This window comes from Devosia sp. Root105 (assembly GCF_001424865.1).
Classification (GTDB): Bacteria; Pseudomonadota; Alphaproteobacteria; order Rhizobiales; family Devosiaceae; genus Devosia_A.
Window position 1 is genome coordinate 429,387 of the sequence record NZ_LMCR01000016.1, and the last position, 14,038, is coordinate 443,424.

Below are 14,038 nucleotides of genomic sequence, written 5' to 3' on the forward strand. Positions count from 1 at the left end.
TGTAGCGTCATCGCGAACCAGGAGTCGGACTAGGCCGACGGCCGGATGTTCTGATTGACGTGGAAGAGGTTGGTCGGGTCGTACTTGGCCTTGAGGCTGGCCAACCGGGAGTAGTTGTCGCCATAGGTCGCCCGAACCCGCGCTTCGCCTTCCTCCATCATGAAGTTCGGATAGGCGCCGCTGAGATCGTACGGATGGACCGCATTCCAGTAGCCATTGGCCCAATCCTTCAGCGCCCCTGCCCCGGCTGGATCCGAATCGACGCCGACGATAACCATCGACCAGCGCGCGTTGCGGCAGTTCCAGGCCGTATCGCCGCTCGCCCGGTCATGGACCGCGCCATCGATCGGATAGAGGTGCATAGCCGAAATCGGAGTGGGCACCGTGGCGGCATGCTTCAGGTGTTCCGCAATCGCCTCATCCGACAGCGTCTCGACGAAATCGCCCTTCCAGTACCACTGCAGCCCCGTCGGATAGAGCGCATCGAACATACTCTGCAGCGCCGGATAGGCGATCGGCCCGGCCCAATCGATGATCGGCGCCGGGAGCTCGGCCCGTATGCGATTCACCGCCGCCTCGGCATTCTCACCGTTATGCGCAACCAGCAGGACGCACATTTTCTTGCCCCAGTGCTCCTTCGGGAACGGGTCGCCGGGTGGGACTGACTGCAGCCCAAGCCAGATGTAGAAATCCTTTGGCGCCCCCTCCTGGAACGCCCGATACCACCGCATCACCGTCTCTGCGTGGCTGAGATCGAAGATGATCGGCCCGCCGTAGAGCATCTTGGCCGGATGCGTACGGAACAGGAAGCTCGTCACGACGCCGAAATTGCCGCCGCCGCCGCGCAGCGCCCACATCAGGTCGCTGTTCTCGGTCTCGCTGGCGGTGACAAAGCTGCCATCGGCCAGCACCACGTCGGCTTCGATCAGGCTGTCGATCGCCAGCCCGTATTGTCGGCTCAGGTACCCGTGCCCGCCCGACAGTGTGAGCCCGCCGACGCCGGTAGTCGAGATGATGCCGAAGGGCACTGCCTGGCCGAAGGCATGCGTGGCGTGATCCACGTCGCCCGTCGTGCATCCCGGCCCCACTCGGACCGTCCGCGCCTTCGGGTCGACCCGCACGCCTTTCATCATCGAAAGGTCGATGACGAGACCATTGTCGACGCTGGCAAATCCCGGCCCGTTGTGTCCGCCGCCGCGCACGGCAATGGCCAGGCCGTGCTCGCGTCCGAAATTCACCGCCGTGATCACGTCGCCGCTGTCGACGCATTGCGCGATCAGCATCGGCCGCTTGTCGATCATGCCGTTATAGAGCCTGCGGGCGCCGTCATAGGCGGTATCGCTGGCTCGGATGAGCGTCCCCCTCAGGTTGCCGGCAAAGCTGTTGATGTCCTCGTCATGCATGCTGTCCTCCCAGAAATCGATCAGCCGGCAAAAGCTACCCACCCTCTCCATTCTGGCGAATATCCGATCGTCCCGTTTCATTGCTCGGGCGTCCGGACCCGACATGGCAAGAAAGTCGGGGCGCTGCGCCTTGCCTCGCCCAGTCGTTTCGGTGATAGTCGATGCATATCGAGAAAGGCATTTTGTCCCGTATTGCGGAAATTCCGGCCGCGCGGAGTGCCTGCGAATGGACGTTCTTTCTGACGTGCTTGCCGCCGTACGGCTCACCGGCGCGATATTCTTCGACAGCACTTTCCGCGAGCCCTGGGTCGCGGAAGCGCCGCGCGCCTCGGTGATCGCCAGCAAGGTAATGCCGAACTCGCAATACGTGTTCTTCTTCCACACCCTGATCGAGGGCGCCTGCTGGGTGGAGATGACCGACGGCTCTGCCGAGCCGCTTCGCCTCGAGGCCGGTGACATCGTTGCCTTTCCGATGGACGATGCGCATGCCCTCTGTTCGGCGATCGGCATGCGGGCCAAACCCGACCTCGCCATGTACCATCATCCGATCGATCGCCAACTGCCCTACGTCGTCAACGAAGGCTCCAGCGTCGGCTCCTGCCGCTTCGTTTGCGGCTATCTCGGCTGCGATATCCGCCCCTACAACCCATTCATCAAATCGCTGCCCCGGGTCCTGCATGGACGCGGCACCGCCCGGCAGGGCTGGCTGGTCAATCTCGTCCATCACGCCGTCTCGGAGACTGACCGGGGCAACCCGGGTGGCGAGACGGTTCTTGCCAAGCTTGCCGAGCTCATGTTCGTGCAGGTGATCCGTGAATATGTGGAAGGCCTGCCCGAGGATGCTCGCGGCTGGCTCTCGGGGCTGAAGGACCCGCATGTCGGCCAGGCCCTTCGTCTGATCCACGGCCAGCCGGCGGCAAACTGGACACTCGAGGGCCTGGCGCGCGCCGTCGGGTTGTCGCGGACGGTCTTCGCCAACCGCTTCACCCACTATGCATGCGATCCGCCAATGCAGTACCTAGCGCGCTGGCGCATGCAGCTGGCAGCGCGGCTGCTGGAAAATCCAGGCATAAGCGTCGCGCAGGCCGGCGCCCAGGTCGGGTACGACTCCGAGGCAGCATTCAACCGCGCCTTCAAGAAGGTGGTCGGACTCCCGCCCGGTACATGGCGCAAGGGCCGTGCTCCCGGGCCGGGCCTGTCAGCGAACTAGCCGGAGCCACAAACAACAAGGCCCGCATCGCTGCGGGCCTTCTTGTCATTCGTCGCGGTACACCTTCTCGCGCCGCTCGTGCATTTCCTGGGCTTCCAGGGAGAGCGTGGCGATCGGCCGGGCGTCGAGCCGGGCGATCCCGATCGGGTCGCCGGTTTCTTCGCAATAGCCGTAGGTGTTATCCTCGATCCGCTTGAGCGCCGCATCGATCTTCGAGATCAGCTTGCGCTGCCGATCACGGGTGCGGAGTTCAAGTGCCCGATCGCTCTCCGAGGAGGCGCGGTCGGCCATGTCCGGATGGTTCTGGCTTTCTTCCTGCAGGTTCTCGAGCGTTTCGCGGCTTTCTGCGAGGATCTCGCTCTTCCACCGCTCCAGCTTCTGCCGGAAGTACTCCCGCTGCCGCGGGTTCATAAACGGTTCGTCCTGAGTAGGTCGGTATTCAAGAACTTCAGTCGACATTCTGACTCGATTCCAAAACGCCCCTAATGGCGGGCCTTATAGTGGCGCAAGGGCATGCTTCGCAAGCTTTCAAAAGCTTGGTGATTAATCCGTGAGTGGAGAGGCGCCAACTGTGTCAGGCGGGGTACAGTCCGCGCTTGGCCAGTTCGACCCTGGCGCGCAGCTCGATATCGTCGAGCAAAGCGTCCAATCCGGGCTCGCTGTGCTCCCGCGCCTGGGTCAACACAGCCATGAGCTGGTTGAGGCGTCCCTCGGCCATCCGGCCGACCAGCAGGTCGCCGCGCAGCCCCTCGAGCGTATCGATCAGCTGGTTGCCGCGACGCACCACCTTCTTGCGCTTGAGCAGCGGATCTTCGACCGCCTGCAACGCCAGCAATGCATCGAGCGAAGTGGTGGCGGCGATCGTTGCGGTCGGCCGCGCCTCCTGGGCCTGCGACCCCTGCCCGATCTCGAACGCCACGCCGGACGAGCCGCGGCCGGCCGCCGAGCGCCCCGCCACATTGCCTACTCGCGCATTGTTCTCGATCCGCACCGGACTCACCTGCCTGCCACTGCCCGGCAAAATCTGCCGCCAGCAGTTAAGCAAACGTTAATGCACCCGGCAGGACTTGCCGACCAGCATCATCCAAACCCACTGGCCGAGCGCCAATCTCGTGGAATTTCAAGGTATTGGCTAAACTGGCACGGTTCTCGCAACACCACTGGCAATCACGGCGCATGGGGATGCGCCGCACTCCGGGGACTGCCAGATGGCTAAATTCAACCTCAAACGCGCACTGCTTGGTCTTATGACGGCATTGCTGCTGCTGCCGCAGCCAAGCGTGACCTACGCCGCTGCCGCCCGCATCAAGGATGTCGTCAACATCGAGGGCGTCCGCGACAACCAACTGGTTGGCTACGGCCTGGTGGTCGGCCTCAACGGCACCGGCGACGGGCTCAACAACTCGCCCTTCACCAAGCAGAGCCTGCAGGCCATGCTCGAGCGGCTGGGCGTCAATACCCGCGGCGAGAACATGCGGACCGGCAACGTCGCGGCAGTGATGGTGACGGCGAACCTTTCGGCCTTCTCGACCCAAGGCTCGCGCCTCGACGTCAACGTCGCCTCGCTCGGCGATGCCAAGAGCCTGCAGGGCGGCACCTTGCTGGTCACCCCGCTGCTCGGCGCCGATGGCGAGGTCTATGCCATCGCCCAGGGGTCGGTCACCATCAACGGCTTCTCGGCCGAAGGCGACGCCGCCTCGGTGGTCTCGGGCGTCCCCACCACCGGCCGTATCTCTTCCGGCGGCCTGATCGAGCGCGAGATCGGCTTCGTGCTCGGCGCCCAGCGCACGCTGCGGCTGGCCTTGCGCAACCCCGACCTTACCACCTCGCGCCGCATCGCGCTGGCGATCAACGATTTCATCGGCGTGCCCTGCGCCACCCCCGAAGATCCGGCGACCATCCGGCTCAACCTGCCGCGCAACTTCAACGGCAACATCGTCGACCTCCTGACCGATATCGAGCAGTTGGTGATCGAGACCGACTTGCCGGCCAAGATCGTCATCGACGAGAACTCCGGCATCATCGTCATGGGCAAGGACGTGCGGGTTTCGACCGTCGCCGTCGCCCAGTCGAACCTCACGGTGACCATCGCCGAGAGCCCCACCGTGGTGCAGCCGAACCCACTGAGCCTCGGCCAGACCGCAGTGGAGCCACGCACCGATCTCTCGGTGAACACCACCGAGACCAACCTCGCGGTGGTGCCGGAATCGGTGAGCCTGCAGCAACTGGTCGATGGCCTTAACGCGCTGGGCATCAGTCCGCGCGACCTCATCGCCATCCTCCAGGCGGTGAAGGCTTCGGGCGCGCTGCAGGCCGAAATCGAGGTGCTGTGATGCTGAGCTCTGCATCGGGTCTCGGCTTTGCCGGCCAGAACAAGACGACGACGCTCTCGCCCGCCCAGGTTGGGCACCTTCGCGAGCAGGCAAAGGACCTTGAGGGGGTTTTCCTCAACACCTTGATGAAGGAAATGTTCGCCTCGCTGAAGACCGACGAAAGCGCCATGGGCGGCGGCTTTGCCGAAGAAACCTGGCGCGGCATGCAGGCCGAGCAGATGGCCGATGTGCTGGCCCGCTCGGGCGGCGTCGGCCTCGCCGATGCGCTGCTGCCCGATCTCATCGCGGCGCAGGAAGCCGCGCAGAACTCCATCCCCAAGAACACAATAACGCCAAGAACCAGCGGAGCGCTGAAATGATGAATGCTGCTGCCGAACGCCTCGCGGCCCTCGACTCCCTCCCCGCCGCCGAGCTCTGCGGCCTCGCCATGGAAACGCTCGAGAACCTGGTCGTGGTGCTGAACCAGGAGACCACCCTGCTCCGCGCCGGCCGCGCCAAGGATGCCGGCCAGCTGACCGCTGAAAAGACCCGCCTCGCCCAGGATTACATGGGCTTTGCCCGCTCGGTACAGCGCCAGTCCGCCCGGCTGCGCGCCGAGGCCCCGGCTCTGGTCGACGCCTTGCTCGGCGGACATGATCGGCTGGCCACACAGATGGCCGAGAACCTGCGCGTCATCGCCACCGCCCGCTCGGTCACCGAGGAGCTCCTCACCGATGTGGCCAAGGCGATTAACGCCAAGGCCCGCCCCAAGACCTACGGCGCCAATGGCGAAATCGCCGGGCAGCCACCGCAGGCCGCCAGTGGCGTCTCGATCAACCGCGCGCTATAGAGTGCTTCAGCGCGACAAAACTCAGACCTAGAGGGTTCCAACGCTCTAGATCACTATAGTTTTCGGCAAATTGCTTCGAACCGCGAAAGCGGGATGAAAGCCTGGACCGGCATGGTTGCCCGCTAGTGGCAAATTAGGAATGCCGGTCCATGAGCGCCAGAATAGCGCCCGAACCGATCAACATGGGACTCGGAGCCGTCGCCGACTATCGGTCGCGCACGCTGCTTGGCGATTCCCGTCACGGGTCGGACCAGCCGGACGCCCCGCCGCCGCCTCCCCCACAGAACACTGCCGCGCAGCTGCTGCCGCCGCTCCCCGCGCCGCCGCCTCCGCCGGGTTCGGCCTTTGCCGCAGCCCTGCTCTCCGGCCAACTGCCGCCCAAGCCCACCAGCGACCGCGAAATCATCCTCAGGCTGGGCAGTGCCGACCTGCCGGCGCAGGGTTCGCTGGCGCTGCACGATCGGCTCGTCTGAGCCCTGACGATTCTGCGTCGGCGGCGGCCAATTCCCTAACCGCGAGTGATCCGGCGCATGCTCGGCAAGAACTGCCGAAACGCCGGTTTCCCCAAGATATCCAAGGCATTGCGGACGACATCGGCCCGTCACGGAACACAAAATTAACTGCGTTCGGAAGCATCCCGTTAACCATTCTTAAGCCGGCCGAGGCTACGATCCCTCTCAATCTCAGGACGAGATTATCGATTTAGCCAGAAGGGATTCCACCCATGCCGGAAGTTAACCTGTCAAAGGCGGTTCGCTCGAACCTCCTGAGCCTCCAGTCCACCGCTGCCTCGATGGCAAAGACGCAGGAGCGTCTCGCCACCGGCCTCAAGGTGAACACTGCGCTCGACAACCCGACCAACTTCTTCACTGCCGCGTCGCTGAATAGTCGTGCGTCCGACATGGCAAACCTGCTGGACTCGATGTCGAACGGCATCAAGACCATCGAGGCCGCCGATAACGGCGTTACCTCCATCACCAAGACCGTCGAGTCGATGCAGTCGGCCCTGCGTCAGGCCCGCCAGGACAAGTCGTTCAAGACCATGTCCTATGCGCTCGACGCGACCGCCATCGGCACCGCGACGGTAAAGACGCTGTCGTTCGAGGACGGCGCCATCGGCACTACGCCGGTGAGCATCAACCTGAACACCACCGGCGCCGGCTCTGCTGCCACCGCGGGTACGTTCACCTCGACCGCCAACTTCGCCGCGACGACCATCACCGACGCCGCGGACAGTGTGTCGTTCCAGATCGCCGTCGATGGTGGCGCCGCCACCACCGTGACGATCGACCAGACCACCCTCGCTGCGGTCGGCAATGGCGATGACACTCTCGACGACGTCGCCGAGTTCAACGAACTGCTGACCGATGCCGGCGTCACTGGCGTCACCGCTTCGGTCGACGGTACGGGCAAGCTCGTTCTGACCTCGGCCTCCACCGGCGCCAACTCCTCGGTGGCGATCTCCGCATTTACCGAAACCGACGCCGACAACAACACCACGGTTACCGGCCTGGGCGTCAACGGCGGCGCGTCCGCTGGTGGCGCGGCTGCGGTGGCCGCTGGTGCGGTGAAGACGGTCGATGCCCTGGTTCAGGAAATCAACACCAACACCTCGCTGAAGGACAAGATCCGCGCCTCCAACGACAACGGCAAGCTCCGCATCGAGAACCTCTCGACCGAAGAGCTGACCGTCACCGGCATCGGCACGGACGGCGAAGTCGACGGTACCACCAATACCGGCGAGATCGGCGGCAATACCGTTCGCAAGAACCTCGTCACCCAGTTCAACGAACTGCGCGACCAGCTCGACAAGTTCGCCGACGATGCCTCCTTCAACGGCATCAACCTGCTCCGCGGCGACAAGCTCAAGCTGACGTTCAACGAGACCGGCACCTCGACCATCGACATCCAGGCCAAAAACGAGAATGGCGACCCGATCGCCATCAACAACACCACCCTGGGCATCGACCACGTCGTCAACTCCGACTTCGACCTCGACTCCAAGCTCGATGCGAAGCTGGAAATCCTCGGTACTGCGCTCGGCAAGCTCCGCTCGCAGGCCTCGTCCTTCGGCTCGAACCTGTCGATCGTGCAGAACCGCACCGATTTCACCAAGAACATGATCAACACACTGGAAACCGGCGCGGCGAACCTGACCTTGGCCGATACCAACGAGGAAGCGGCGAACCTGCTGGCCCTGCAGACCCGCCAGCAGCTTAGCTCGACGGCGCTATCGATGGCCTCGCAGGCCGACCAGGCGGTGCTCCGCCTGTTCTAAGGCAAACTACCTCGGGAATACCAAAGGCGGGCTTCGGCCCGCCTTTTTCATTGGGCAGGCGGCTTTGCGTACCACTTCGAAGCATTGAGCAAACTGCTCATTAACTTTGCCTCGAATGCCCAGGACATTTGCCTCCAATGTCCGAGGCAAACTTCAATTCAGCGATCGAACTTAAGACTTCTTTTGCCGGTCGCGATCGATGATCCAGCCGCGTCTCAGGAGAGACGGTTTAGTAACTGAGTACGGACCCAGAAAGGGCCTCCAAAATGGCTGATGTAAATCTGTCAAAGGCAGTTCGCTCGAACCTGCTGAGCCTCCAGTCCACCGCTTCGTCCATGGCCAAGACGCAGGAGCGTCTCGCTACCGGTCTGAAGGTGAACTCGGCGCTCGACAACCCGACTAACTTCTTCACCGCCGCTTCGCTTAACTCTCGTGCTTCGGATATGGCGAGCCTGCTCGACTCCATGTCCAACGGCATCAAGACGATTGAAGCTGCGGACAACGGCCTTTCGTCGATCACCAAGACCGTCGAGTCGATGCAGTCCACGCTCCGCCAGGCGCGCCAGGACAAGTCGTTCAAGACCGGTTCTTTCGCGATCGATACTACCGCCGTTGGCACGTCCGCGGTGAAGACGCTGTCGTTCGAGGGTGGTGCTGTCGGCTCGACCGCAGTCAGCGTCAACCTGAACACCACCGGCGCCGGCTCGGCCGCTACCGCGGGTACGTTCACCTCGACCGCCAACTTCGCTGCGACGACCATCACCGACGCTGCTGACAGTGTCTCGTTCCAGATTGCCGTCGATGGTGGCGCTGCTACTACCGTTACGATCGACCAGACCACGCTGGCTGCCGTCGGTAACGCCGACGACACGCTGGACGATGCCGCCGAGTTCAACGAACTGCTGACCAATGCCGGTGTCACCGGCGTCACCGCTTCGGTCGACGGTACGGGCAAGCTCGTTCTGACCTCGGCCTCCACCGGCGCCAACTCCTCGGTGGCGATCTCGGCCTTCACCGAGACCGACGCGGACAACAACACCACTGTCACCGGCCTCGGTGTCAACGGTGGCGCTTCCGCTGCTGGCGTCGCTGCCGTGGCTCCGGGTGCAGTGAAGACTGTTGATGCTCTTGTTTCCGAAATCAACGGCAACACCTCGCTGAAGGACAAGGTCCGCGCTTCCAACGACAACGGCAAGCTCCGCATCGAGAACCTCTCGACCGAAGAGCTGACCGTGACCGGTGTGGCGTCGGATGGCGAAATCGACGGTTCGACCGCCGAGACCGCCATTGGCGGCAACGAAGTCCGCAAGAACCTGGCCAAGCAGTTCAACGAACTGCGCGACCAGCTCGACAAGCTGGCTGATGACGCTTCGTTCAACGGCATCAACCTGCTCCGCGGCGACAAGCTCAAGCTGACGTTCAACGAGACGGGCACTTCAACCATCGACATCCAGGCTAAGGATTCCGATGGCGACGCGACCTCGATCAACAACACCACGCTTGGCATCACCTCGGTGCAGGACTCCGATCTGGACAGCGACGCGTCGATCGACGCCAAGCTGGGCAAGCTCGGCGACGCCCTGGGCACCCTGCGTTCGCAGTCTTCGGCCTTCGGCTCGAACCTGTCGATCGTGCAGAACCGCCAGGACTTCACCAAGAACATGATCAACACCCTCGAGACCGGTGCGGCGAACCTCACGCTTGCCGACACCAACGAGGAAGCGGCGAACCTGCTCGCCCTGCAGACCCGCCAGCAGCTGTCGTCGACAGCCCTGTCGATGGCCTCGCAGGCCGACCAGGCCGTGCTGCGTCTGTTCTAAGATACCAGTCGCAAGACAAGACGAAGGCGGGCTCCGGCCCGCCTTTTTCTTTTTCTTTTCCTTTTCCGAAATACTGTTCTTCCGCCGCGATTAACCAGCTGTTTGGGATTATGGCCCGATAAATACAGCATTGACGAGCCGGGCCCCAGGACGCGGGCATTTTAGACAGACCAGAAGGTTTGTGACGTGGCTGACGTAAACCTCTCCAAGGCGGTTCGTTCGAACCTCCTCTCGCTCCAGTCAACCGCCGCCTCGATGGCCAAGACCCAGGAGCGCCTCGCTACTGGCCTCAAGGTCAATTCGGCGCTCGACAACCCCACCAACTTTTTCACCGCCGCGTCGCTGAACAGCCGCGCCGGTGACATGTCGAACCTCTTGGACTCGATGTCGAACGGCATCAAGACCATCGAAGCCGCCGATAACGGCCTGAGCTCGATCACCAGGACGGTCGAAGCGATGCAGTCGACGCTACGCCAGGCGCGGCAGGACAAATCGTTCAAGACCCAGTCGTTCAGCCTGGATCAGGCGCGCACCGGCTTGCTGGAGTTCGGCGGCGGCGCGGTTGGCCAACCGGCCGTCGGGGTATCGCTAGGCAGCGGCGGCGCGGTGCGATCGACCTTCGTTGCCGGCGCCGACTATGCCGCTCCGGCATCGGGCGCCGGCTCCAACACAATCACCTTCAGCGGTGGCGCCAACAACTTCGCTACACAATGGACCGACTCGATCACCTTCTTCATGTCGGTGGATGGCGTAGCGCAAGGCGTCCAGACAATCAGCAAATCGCAGGTCAACGCAGTCGGTGACGGCGACGACGTCATCGACGACGTGACCGAGTTCGTGGGCGCCCTCAACGAAGCATTTTCGGTCTGGGCGCCGAACGCCACAGCCACCAACTCAGGCAACACCGTTACCATCAGCGGGACGACCTCGGCCCCTGTAGTGATCAGCGGTACCAACTCGTCCGGCACCATGATAGGCAATTCTCTTGGCATCGTGGATGGCGCGGGAACTGCAGGCGGCCCGGCCGGCAGCAAGCAGGTCACCATCGGCAACGGCACCGATACCGCCAACATCACGCTGACCTCGGCCAATGCCGGCACCATCACCGATGCTCGCAGCTATATTCAGGCCCAGTTGACCGCGCAGGGCGTCACCGGCGTGACCGTCGGAGGCACCGGCAATCGCATCGATCTCGAGGGCGCCGCTGACGGTTCGAACACCATCACCGTCGGCGGCGCCGATGCGGCCACGGTGTTCGGCGCGTCCGGCACCCAGACGGCCGGCGCGACTGCCGGCACCTACTCGGTCGACCAGCTCGTGCAGTCGATCAACACCACCACCGCGCTCAAGGACAAGGTCCGCGCTTCCAACGACAACGGCAAGCTCAGGATCGAGAACCTCTCGACCGAGGAGCTGGAGGTCAAGGGCGTCGGCAGCGACGGCGAGATCGACGGCACCTTGGGTACGGCCGATATTGGCGGCAACGAAGTGCGCAAGAACCTGGTCAAGCAGTTCAACGAGCTGCGCGACCAGCTCGACAAGCTCGCCGACGACGCTTCATTCAACGGCATCAACCTGCTCCGCGGCGACAAGCTGAAGCTGACCTTCAACGAATCCGGCACCTCGACCATCGACATCCAGGCCAAGGATGCCGACGGCGATCCGACCTCGATCAACAACACCACCCTCGGTATCACTTCAGCCGTGGACGCTGACTTCGACAGCGATGCCGCGCTCGATGCCCGCCTCGGCAAGCTCGGTGATGCGCTGGGCAAGCTGCGCTCGCAAGCCTCGGCTTTCGGCTCGAACCTCTCGATCGTCGAAAACCGCAACGATTTCACCAAGTCGATGATCAACACGCTCGAAGCCGGCGCGGCGAACCTCACCCTCGCCGACACCAACCAGGAAGCGGCGAACCTCCTCGCCCTGCAGACCCGCCAGCAGCTGAGCTCCACTGCCCTGTCGATGGCCTCGCAGGCCGACCAGGCCGTGCTGCGGCTGTTCTGATCGCCACCGCAAAGACTTGAGGACAGGCGGGCTGCGGCCCGCCTTTTCCGTTGCCAGCCCATAAAGCCGCGGGCCATCGTCGCCGCCATGACGCCGTACCGAGACATTCTCCGCATCCCGGCGCAGCGCCGGCTGCTGTTTGCAGCCATTCCGGCCGATTTTGCCGACTGGTTCGACTATGTCGCCGTCGTCGCCCTCATCGCCTATGTCTGGGGCGAGGGCCCGGTGGCGCTGGCCTTGCTGGCGCTGGCCTTCGCCCTGCCCTATGTCGTCGCCGGGCCGCTGCTCGCCGCCTGGGTCGACCGGGCAGACCTGAAGCTGGTGCTGCTGCTCTCCAACCTCGGCCGCGGCGTGCTGACTTTCGCGCTGGTGGTTGCCCCCAATGTCGAGATCCTGCTGCTGATCGTGCTGCTGCGCGGCATCGTCGACTCGGCCTTCACCCCCGCCCGGCAATCGGCGATCCAACTGACCACCCCCGAACCGCTGCTGATGGCCGCCAATGGCCTGCACCAGGGCATCAACCAGGCCAGCAAGATCGTCGCACCGGCCTGTGGTGGGCTGCTGCTGGCGCTGGTGCCGGCGCAAGGGGTGTTTGCCATCAACGGCGTGCTGTCGGTCGCCGCGTTCCTCATCCTCCTGGGGCTGCAACTGCCGCCGCGGGCCCATGTCGAACATGACGCCGAAGAAACCTTTCTCGCCCGCGTCGCCGGTGGCATCGCCGAGTTCGGGCGCAACCGGCTGCTGCTCGCCGTGCTGATCTTCGCCTCGGCGGCGAATTTCACTTTCTTCCTCTACGACACGCAGATTGCCCTTCTCACCAGCCAGCTCGGCTACGACGCGACGGCCTTCGGCCTGACCGTCACCGCCTCCGGCATCGGCGGCATGATCGGCGCATCCCTTGCCGGGCTGATGCGGCCAAACCGGCCACTGCTACTGATGGCGCTCGCCGCACTGGTCTCGGGGCCGGTGACCGTCGGCACGGCACTGGCTGCCGCATCAGGGGTCGCCATTCCCTTTCCGCTGTTCTGCCTGGTGATGGCAGTGATGGGCGGCACGACCGTGTTCATGCTGGTGCCCTATCGCTCGGTGATCCAGTCCGAAACTCCGCCGGACCGGATCGCCCGCGTCACCTCGGCCGGCGAAGCCGCGATGACCACCGCGATGATGGCCGCGCCGCTGCTCGGCAGCTTGATCGTCACCGGCTTTGGCGTTCCGGCGCCATTCATTGTCGGCGGCGGGCTGATAATCCTGCTCGGCCTCGGAGCCCTCGCATTCGCCTTCCGCCGGTAGCGTTTTGGTGACGCGGCGCATGCAGTATGCTGCACCACGGAATCACGGGGTTGAACCACCGACATGTCGTTAAAGGTCGAGTTGAAGCCGGGCGAACGCCTGATCGTCGGCAACTGTGTCATTACGAACTCGGATCAGCGCACCCGGCTGTTCATCGATGGCAAGGCGCCAATCCTCCGTGAGAAGGACATCCTGACCTTCGACACCGCAACCAGTCCCGCCAAGCGCATCTACTTGGCCGTACAGCTCATGTACATTCATGAAAACGTCGAACGATTGACCCAGGACTACTTTCAACTGGTCAACGACATCATCACGGCAGCGCCATCAACAATCCGCATTGTTGACGAAATCAATAACGAGATATTAACCGGCTCCCTGTACAAAGCACTCAAGGCTGCGAAAAAGCTGATCCAGTACGAACAGGAACTCCTCGGCAATGCAGAATAGTGCGGCGCTCGCCTACCAGCAGGTAGGCAGGCAGACGGTCAATCCTCGTCTCCTCGAGGCCAACCTCCTCTCTCGAGCTGCCGGCCAGATGCAGCGCGTGCGTGACGACTGGGAGAACGAGCGTCACGAACTGACCGCCGCCCTGATGTTCAACCGCAAGCTGTGGACGGTGTTCCTCGGCTCGGTGACCGGCGAGGAAAGCCAGCTGCCCAAGGCGCTGCGCGAGAACATCGCCAATCTGGGCCTGTTCGTGATGAAGCAGACGATGACCATCCAGGCCGAGCCTTCGGCCAACAAGCTCACCGTGCTGATCAACATCAACCGCGAGATCGCCGCCGGACTGCGCGCCGGCCAGAGCTGAGCTCAGCCGCCAATCCAACCCCAATGAAAAGCCCGCGGAAACCGCGGGCTTTTGCAT

At 63.4% G+C, this 14,038-nt stretch carries 14 protein-coding genes; 11 read left to right on the forward strand and 3 right to left on the reverse strand.

Features of this window, described 5'->3' with window-relative positions:
* Nucleotides 1-29: 29 nt before the first annotated feature.
* Nucleotides 30-1,403: an FAD-binding oxidoreductase gene (locus ASC68_RS18240; protein ID WP_055882365.1), complete on the reverse strand. Its 1,374-nt coding sequence runs from the start codon at nt 1,401-1,403 to the stop codon at nt 30-32.
* A 226-nt stretch (nt 1,404-1,629) separates the two neighbouring features.
* Here ASC68_RS18240 and ASC68_RS18245 point away from each other — a divergent pair, with 226 nt between their 5' ends.
* A complete protein-coding gene (locus ASC68_RS18245) occupies nt 1,630-2,613 on the forward strand; it encodes an AraC family transcriptional regulator (RefSeq protein ID WP_055882367.1) in 984 nt (327 codons plus the stop codon).
* A gap of 45 nt (nt 2,614-2,658) precedes the next feature.
* Here ASC68_RS18245 and dksA read toward each other — a convergent pair whose 3' ends face one another.
* Together dksA and ASC68_RS18255 are read right to left on the reverse strand one after the other, a co-directional pair.
* Nucleotides 2,659-3,072 carry an RNA polymerase-binding protein DksA gene (dksA, locus tag ASC68_RS18250; RefSeq protein ID WP_055882371.1) on the reverse strand — a complete coding sequence of 138 codons (414 nt, stop codon included), beginning with the start codon at nt 3,070-3,072 and terminating at the stop codon, nt 2,659-2,661.
* Between the two features lie 115 nt (nt 3,073-3,187).
* Nucleotides 3,188-3,604, reverse strand: coding sequence for a flagellar assembly protein FliX (locus tag ASC68_RS18255; protein ID WP_055882373.1), 417 nt, complete (start codon nt 3,602-3,604; stop codon nt 3,188-3,190).
* A gap of 256 nt (nt 3,605-3,860) precedes the next feature.
* Here ASC68_RS18255 and ASC68_RS18260 point away from each other — a divergent pair, with 256 nt between their 5' ends.
* From ASC68_RS18260 to flaF, 10 genes are all read left to right on the forward strand, one after another.
* Nucleotides 3,861-4,946 (forward strand): flagellar basal body P-ring protein FlgI, encoded by a 1,086-nt coding sequence (locus ASC68_RS18260; protein WP_055882376.1) that lies wholly within the window; start codon nt 3,861-3,863, stop codon nt 4,944-4,946.
* The gene (locus ASC68_RS18265; RefSeq protein ID WP_055882379.1) at nt 4,946-5,305 is read left to right on the forward strand and encodes a rod-binding protein; all 360 of its coding nucleotides are present in this window, start codon (nt 4,946-4,948) and stop codon (nt 5,303-5,305) included. The genes ASC68_RS18260 and ASC68_RS18265 overlap by 1 nt, the downstream gene beginning before the upstream one ends.
* On the forward strand, nt 5,302-5,775 hold the full coding sequence (locus tag ASC68_RS18270) for a flagellar protein FlgN (protein WP_055882380.1): 474 nt from the start codon (nt 5,302-5,304) through the stop codon (nt 5,773-5,775). The genes ASC68_RS18265 and ASC68_RS18270 overlap by 4 nt, the downstream gene beginning before the upstream one ends.
* A gap of 149 nt (nt 5,776-5,924) precedes the next feature.
* Nucleotides 5,925-6,248 (forward strand): hypothetical protein, encoded by a 324-nt coding sequence (locus ASC68_RS18275; protein ID WP_156387374.1) that lies wholly within the window; start codon nt 5,925-5,927, stop codon nt 6,246-6,248.
* Nucleotides 6,249-6,499: 251 nt separating this feature from the next.
* Entirely contained in the window at nt 6,500-8,053 is a 1,554-nt protein-coding gene (locus ASC68_RS18280; protein ID WP_055882385.1) for a flagellin, read from the forward strand.
* Between the two features lie 266 nt (nt 8,054-8,319).
* A complete protein-coding gene (locus tag ASC68_RS18285; protein WP_082528260.1) occupies nt 8,320-9,873 on the forward strand; it encodes a flagellin in 1,554 nt (517 codons plus the stop codon).
* 186 nt (nt 9,874-10,059) lie between these two features.
* Complete coding sequence (locus tag ASC68_RS18290; RefSeq protein WP_055882390.1) at nt 10,060-11,880, forward strand: flagellin; 1,821 nt, start codon at nt 10,060-10,062, stop codon at nt 11,878-11,880.
* A gap of 87 nt (nt 11,881-11,967) precedes the next feature.
* Complete coding sequence (locus tag ASC68_RS18295) at nt 11,968-13,170, forward strand: MFS transporter (RefSeq protein WP_055882393.1); 1,203 nt, start codon at nt 11,968-11,970, stop codon at nt 13,168-13,170.
* Nucleotides 13,171-13,233: 63 nt separating this feature from the next.
* The gene (gene flbT / locus ASC68_RS18300) at nt 13,234-13,620 is read left to right on the forward strand and encodes a flagellar biosynthesis repressor FlbT (RefSeq protein WP_055882395.1); all 387 of its coding nucleotides are present in this window, start codon (nt 13,234-13,236) and stop codon (nt 13,618-13,620) included.
* Complete coding sequence (gene flaF / locus ASC68_RS18305) at nt 13,610-13,981, forward strand: flagellar biosynthesis regulator FlaF (protein WP_055882398.1); 372 nt, start codon at nt 13,610-13,612, stop codon at nt 13,979-13,981. The genes flbT and flaF overlap by 11 nt, the downstream gene beginning before the upstream one ends.
* Nucleotides 13,982-14,038: the final 57 nt, after the last annotated feature.

Coding starts and splice junctions, on each gene's coding strand:
- ASC68_RS18275 (WP_156387374.1), top strand. CDS start 5,925: ATGAGCGCCAGAATAGCGCCCGAACCGATCAACATGGGACTCGGAGCC.
- flaF (WP_055882398.1), top strand. CDS start 13,610: ATGCAGAATAGTGCGGCGCTCGCCTACCAGCAGGTAGGCAGGCAGACG.
- ASC68_RS18270 (WP_055882380.1), top strand. CDS start 5,302: ATGATGAATGCTGCTGCCGAACGCCTCGCGGCCCTCGACTCCCTCCCC.
- ASC68_RS18295 (WP_055882393.1), top strand. CDS start 11,968: ATGACGCCGTACCGAGACATTCTCCGCATCCCGGCGCAGCGCCGGCTG.
- flbT (WP_055882395.1), top strand. CDS start 13,234: ATGTCGTTAAAGGTCGAGTTGAAGCCGGGCGAACGCCTGATCGTCGGC.
- ASC68_RS18240 (WP_055882365.1), bottom strand. CDS start 1,403: ATGCATGACGAGGACATCAACAGCTTTGCCGGCAACCTGAGGGGGACG.
- ASC68_RS18245 (WP_055882367.1), top strand. CDS start 1,630: ATGGACGTTCTTTCTGACGTGCTTGCCGCCGTACGGCTCACCGGCGCG.
- ASC68_RS18260 (WP_055882376.1), top strand. CDS start 3,861: ATGACGGCATTGCTGCTGCTGCCGCAGCCAAGCGTGACCTACGCCGCT.
- ASC68_RS18280 (WP_055882385.1), top strand. CDS start 6,500: ATGCCGGAAGTTAACCTGTCAAAGGCGGTTCGCTCGAACCTCCTGAGC.
- ASC68_RS18285 (WP_082528260.1), top strand. CDS start 8,320: ATGGCTGATGTAAATCTGTCAAAGGCAGTTCGCTCGAACCTGCTGAGC.
- dksA (WP_055882371.1), bottom strand. CDS start 3,072: ATGTCGACTGAAGTTCTTGAATACCGACCTACTCAGGACGAACCGTTT.
- ASC68_RS18265 (WP_055882379.1), top strand. CDS start 4,946: ATGCTGAGCTCTGCATCGGGTCTCGGCTTTGCCGGCCAGAACAAGACG.